Genomic DNA, 4,155 nt, shown 5'->3' with positions numbered 1-4,155 from the left:
TGCCCCGCTGAGTGCCGGTTCACGGCGGAGCCCGGCCGAGTCGGCCGGGCTCCGCCACGCCGGGTCACCGGCACGAGAACGACGACGCCTGCGGCCCAGCGCCACCGCTGGGACACAGGCGTCGTGAGAAGCGGACCACAGGTCAGGTCATGGCCACCGCGCTCCGGCGACCAGCGGTGAACGACCGGCCGTCAACGCGTGCCACCCAGCGCGAACGGCGTCAGCGAGAACAGCTCGTTCTCCGTCAGGCACCGCAGCATCTCCCGCTCCACCACCGAGGCGTGCGGGGACTCACCGCGGAGCGCGGCCGGGTCGAGCCTGCCGAGGATCCGGTGCAGGCACAGCAGGAGCCAGGTGCCGTCGCCGAGGAACGTCCCCTGCTCCTGCCTGTTCGCCAGCCAGGTGTGCACACAGCACGCCGCGGCGTGCAACAGGCAATGGCGTCGAGCGAGTTCGAAGCCTCGTACTCCCAAATGAAGGCTGCCCTCCTCGGAGAGGACCTCCTGGACGTCCGCGCGCTGCCTGCTCCACAGCGTCTCGAGCGCGCCCAGCACACCGCTCAGCTCGGCGGCGAGCGGCCCGGCCGGTCCGGACGCCTCCTCCGCGCACAGCTTGCCGACCGTCGCGACGGCCTCCGCCCACGACTGGGTGATCTCGTCGAAGCCGCGGTTGGTCAGCCGCAACCGCGACGTGCGGGGCCTCCAGTCCGGTGCCCGGCCGCTCCGGGAGAACAGCCCGGCCGTCGACACCTCGCCCCCGTCCCGCACGACGTCGTCCCGCAGCAAGGACGGCAGCTGGCCCGCCACCACGTGAAGGTTCACATGGGTCGTGCCCTCGAAGACGCTCACGATGCTGTGATCACGCATCAGCTTCTGGAACACGCCGTCCACGACGTCGTCCCGCAGGAAGTGACGTGCGCCGAGGACCGCGCTCATGGCGGCGATGATCTCGTCGGTCAGCACGGGCACCGTGTACTTCGCGATCGCCGACCACAGACTGAGCCGCTCGGGCGCCAGCGAAACGGCACGGGCCGTGGGTATCGCGACACACTCGGCGATCAGGATGTCCAGGTACGCCGAGATGAGCTGATCCCGGATCACCGGGATCGCGTACACGCTCCTGCCGTACAACTGCCGCTCACGGGCGTGCCCCAGCGCCACCCGGAGCGCGGTGTCCGCCGCGCCCAGGGACAGCGACGTGATGAGCGTCCTGGTGATCTGGAGGGTCTTCAGCACCTCTTCGAGGCCCAGTCCCTGCCGGCCCACCAGTGTCTGCTCCGGAAACGGACACCGGTCGAAGGTGATCCCGGACAGGTCTCCGCTGCGCAGACCCATGGTCGGCACCCTGGGCTCGCAGCGCCATCGGTCGGCCGCGGAGTTCTCCTTGTCCAGCAACAGCATCGAGAAGCCGCGCGGCCCGCTCCCCGTTCTGGCGAACAGGGTCGCGAAACGGCCCCGGGTGGCATTGCCGATGGGCCACTTCGTCCCGGAGAGCAGATAGCCCTCCCCGTCCCCGGCCGGCTCGGCGACGAGCTCGGAGGCCAGCAGGTCGCTTCCGTGGTCGCGCTCGGAGAGCCCGAACGAGCCGAACCCGCCCGCCCCGATCAACTCCGCCACCCGGGAGCGCTGCCGGCCGTCGCCCCAGTGCCACACCGGAAGGGCACCGAGCAAAGTGGCTCCGTAACCGACGGTGAGGGCCAGATCACGCCGCGCCAGAACACGCCAGAGCTGCAGCAGTTCATCGATCGAACGCAGCCGCCCGCCCACCTCCCGCGGCACGAGGAAGTCCGGGAACCCCCACTCCCGCAGCGCGTCCACGGCGGCCACGGCGAGCTCCTCACGCTCGTCGGAGCGGACCTGGGCGTGGAACGAGACATGCGAGGCGCGCTCCCGCGGATCACCGAGGAACCGTTCCAGTCCGGCGGCCGCCCCATGGGCACTCATGCCGACATCTCGGAGGGACGCTCCCCGCAGCCGAGCTCCTCGGCGATCATCTCGATCGTCGGATGGCTCCACGGCAGATTGTCCGGCAGCGGAATGCCCAGCCATTCCTCCATGGTGACCACCAGTTCGATGGCGTGCACGGAGTCGATGCCGAAGGAGGCGATCGGCGCGGACACGTCCACCTGACCGACCGGCAGACCGGCCATCACGGAGACCTGCTCGGCGAGGAAGCGCTGGATCTCCTCGGCCGCCGGCCGGCCGCCGCCGGTCCCGTCACCCAGGCTTGAGTCGTGCGTGTTCACAGGAGCGTCTCTTTCTGTCAGGCGTTGGTCTGGGCCGTGGACTGTGCGAGCGGCGGTGAGAACGCGGCCGGCCCACCCGACGGCGCCGCATGCTCGCGATGCGCTCGAAACGTGCGCCGGACGCCCGCGTCGAGTTCCTCCGTGACCGGCGTCAGAGCCGCATCCTCGAAGAGCCGGCGCATCGCGACCCGCTGCACCTTGCCGCTGGTGCTGCGCAGCACCGCGCCCGGTCTGACGAACACGATGTTGCCGACGGGGACGCCGATACTCGCGGACAGACCGGCCATCACGCCGCGCGCCAGGTCCCGCAGCGCTCCCTCGTCCGGGTCGCTCCACCGGATCTCCTGTACGAGTACGACGCTCTCGGAGCCCTCGTCCACGGTCACCGTGAACGCCGCCCCGGCGCCGTCCGCGCACGCCGGATGCTGGTCCCTCGCCTCGCGCTCGATGTCCTGTGGATAGATGTTGCGGCCGTTGAGGATCAGAACCTCCTTGATCCGGCCGGTGACATACAGCTCGCCCTCATGGCGCACGCCCAGGTCACCCGTCCGCAGGAACGGGCCGGCGCCGCTCGCGGTACTGGCGCGGAAGGACCGTTCGGTCTCCTCCTCCTGACGCCAGTACCCCCGCGCCACGCTCGGCCCCCGCAGCCAGATCTCGCCGATCTCGCCGTCGGCGAGTTCCCGCAGCGAGTGCGGATCGACGATCCGCAGATCGAATCCGTCGCAGACCGGCCCGCTGCTGACGACGAGCCGCGCATCCTCACCCTGTCCGGCCGGTGTGAACCGGTGCTGCTCGAACCGCTCCGCGTCCACCCGGCTCACGACGGCGGGGGACCGCCCCGCACTGCCGGAGACGAAAAGGGTCGTCTCCGCCATTCCGTAGCTCGGGCAGAGCGCCTCCGGCCGCAGCCCCGCCGACGCGAAGTGCTGGACGAAGTTCCGCACGGTGGCGTTCTGCACGGGTTCCGCACCGTTGACCGCCCAGCGCCAACGCGACAGGTCCAGCGTGGCCGCCCGCTCCGCGGACACCCGTCGTACGCACAGGTCGTAGGCGAAATTGGGCGCCGGGCTGAACGCCACGTCATGCTTGTCGATCATCTCCAGCCACATCGCCGGCCGCCGGAGGAAGGTCGCGGGCGCCATGAGGAACCCCTGACCGCCGATGAACAACGGCAGCAGCAGTGTTCCCATGAGACCCATGTCGTGGTACGGCGGCAGCCAGCCGCCGACCCGAGCGCCGTCGGGCACCCCGTACGACCGCTGGATCAGCCCGAGGTTCTCCACGAGGTTCGCATGGCTGACCATCACCCCGCGCGGATCGCTGGTCGATCCGGAGGTGTACTGAAGGAACGCGAGCCGGTCCGGATCGACGGCCGACGGGCGCCACGCCCGGCCGTCTCCGGCGGCCGCCCGCTCGGCCGACAGACAGGACACCTCGGGCGCCGACCCGGCGAGGAGGTCGCGGACCTCGTCGACGTTCCGCTCGTCGGTGAGCACCGCGCTCACCCCGGCCGACGTCAGGATGCCGTTCACGCGCGCCTGTTGCCCTTTGTTGCCGGACGGCAGCGGAGCGGGCACCGGTACCACATCCGCGTACAGCGCGCCGAGAAAGGACACGACGAAATCAGGGCCGGGCGGACAGGCCAGCAGCACCCGGTCCCCGGGTTCATAGGAATTCCGCAGAGTCGTCGCAATTCCGGCCGCATTGGCATTGAGCTCGCTATAACTCAGTTGCCGCGTTATGTGAAGTCCGGACGCGTCGACGGCCACAAAGGAATAGGCTGTTTCGTTCGGCCGGCGCTCGGCGTGCGAACGGACCACGTCGATGATGGACCCAGGTCGGAGCATGGCGTTCCCGCCCCTCGATGGAAGATGATGCCCGCTGTCGCGGAATCATGGCCCGTCCGC

Annotated in this window: 3 protein-coding genes; all 3 read right to left on the bottom strand. The window is 70.0% G+C overall.

Translation table 11 applies throughout. The annotated features are described in order from the left end of the window. Window positions 1-191 precede the first annotated feature (191 nt). The 3 genes from QA802_RS00705 to QA802_RS00695 are packed head-to-tail and all read right to left on the bottom strand — an operon-like array spanning window position 192 to window position 4,095. Window positions 192-1,943, bottom strand: coding sequence for an acyl-CoA dehydrogenase family protein (locus QA802_RS00705; protein WP_334517320.1), 1,752 nt, complete (start codon window positions 1,941-1,943; stop codon window positions 192-194). Then, window positions 1,940-2,245 carry an acyl carrier protein gene (locus QA802_RS00700; RefSeq protein ID WP_334517318.1) on the bottom strand — a complete coding sequence of 102 codons (306 nt, stop codon included), beginning with the start codon at window positions 2,243-2,245 and terminating at the stop codon, window positions 1,940-1,942. Before QA802_RS00700 ends, QA802_RS00705 begins: the two co-directional genes overlap by 4 nt. 17 nt (window positions 2,246-2,262) lie before the next feature. Next, a complete protein-coding gene (locus tag QA802_RS00695) occupies window positions 2,263-4,095 on the bottom strand; it encodes a fatty acyl-AMP ligase (RefSeq protein ID WP_334517316.1) in 1,833 nt (610 codons plus the stop codon). Window positions 4,096-4,155 lie beyond the last annotated feature (60 nt).

The sequence above is a fragment of the Streptomyces sp. B21-105 genome (assembly GCF_036898465.1).
Lineage (GTDB): Bacteria > Actinomycetota > Actinomycetes > Streptomycetales > Streptomycetaceae > Streptomyces.
The sequence above is the reverse complement of the archived record's forward strand: the minus strand, read 5'-3'. Positions and strand labels throughout refer to the sequence as shown.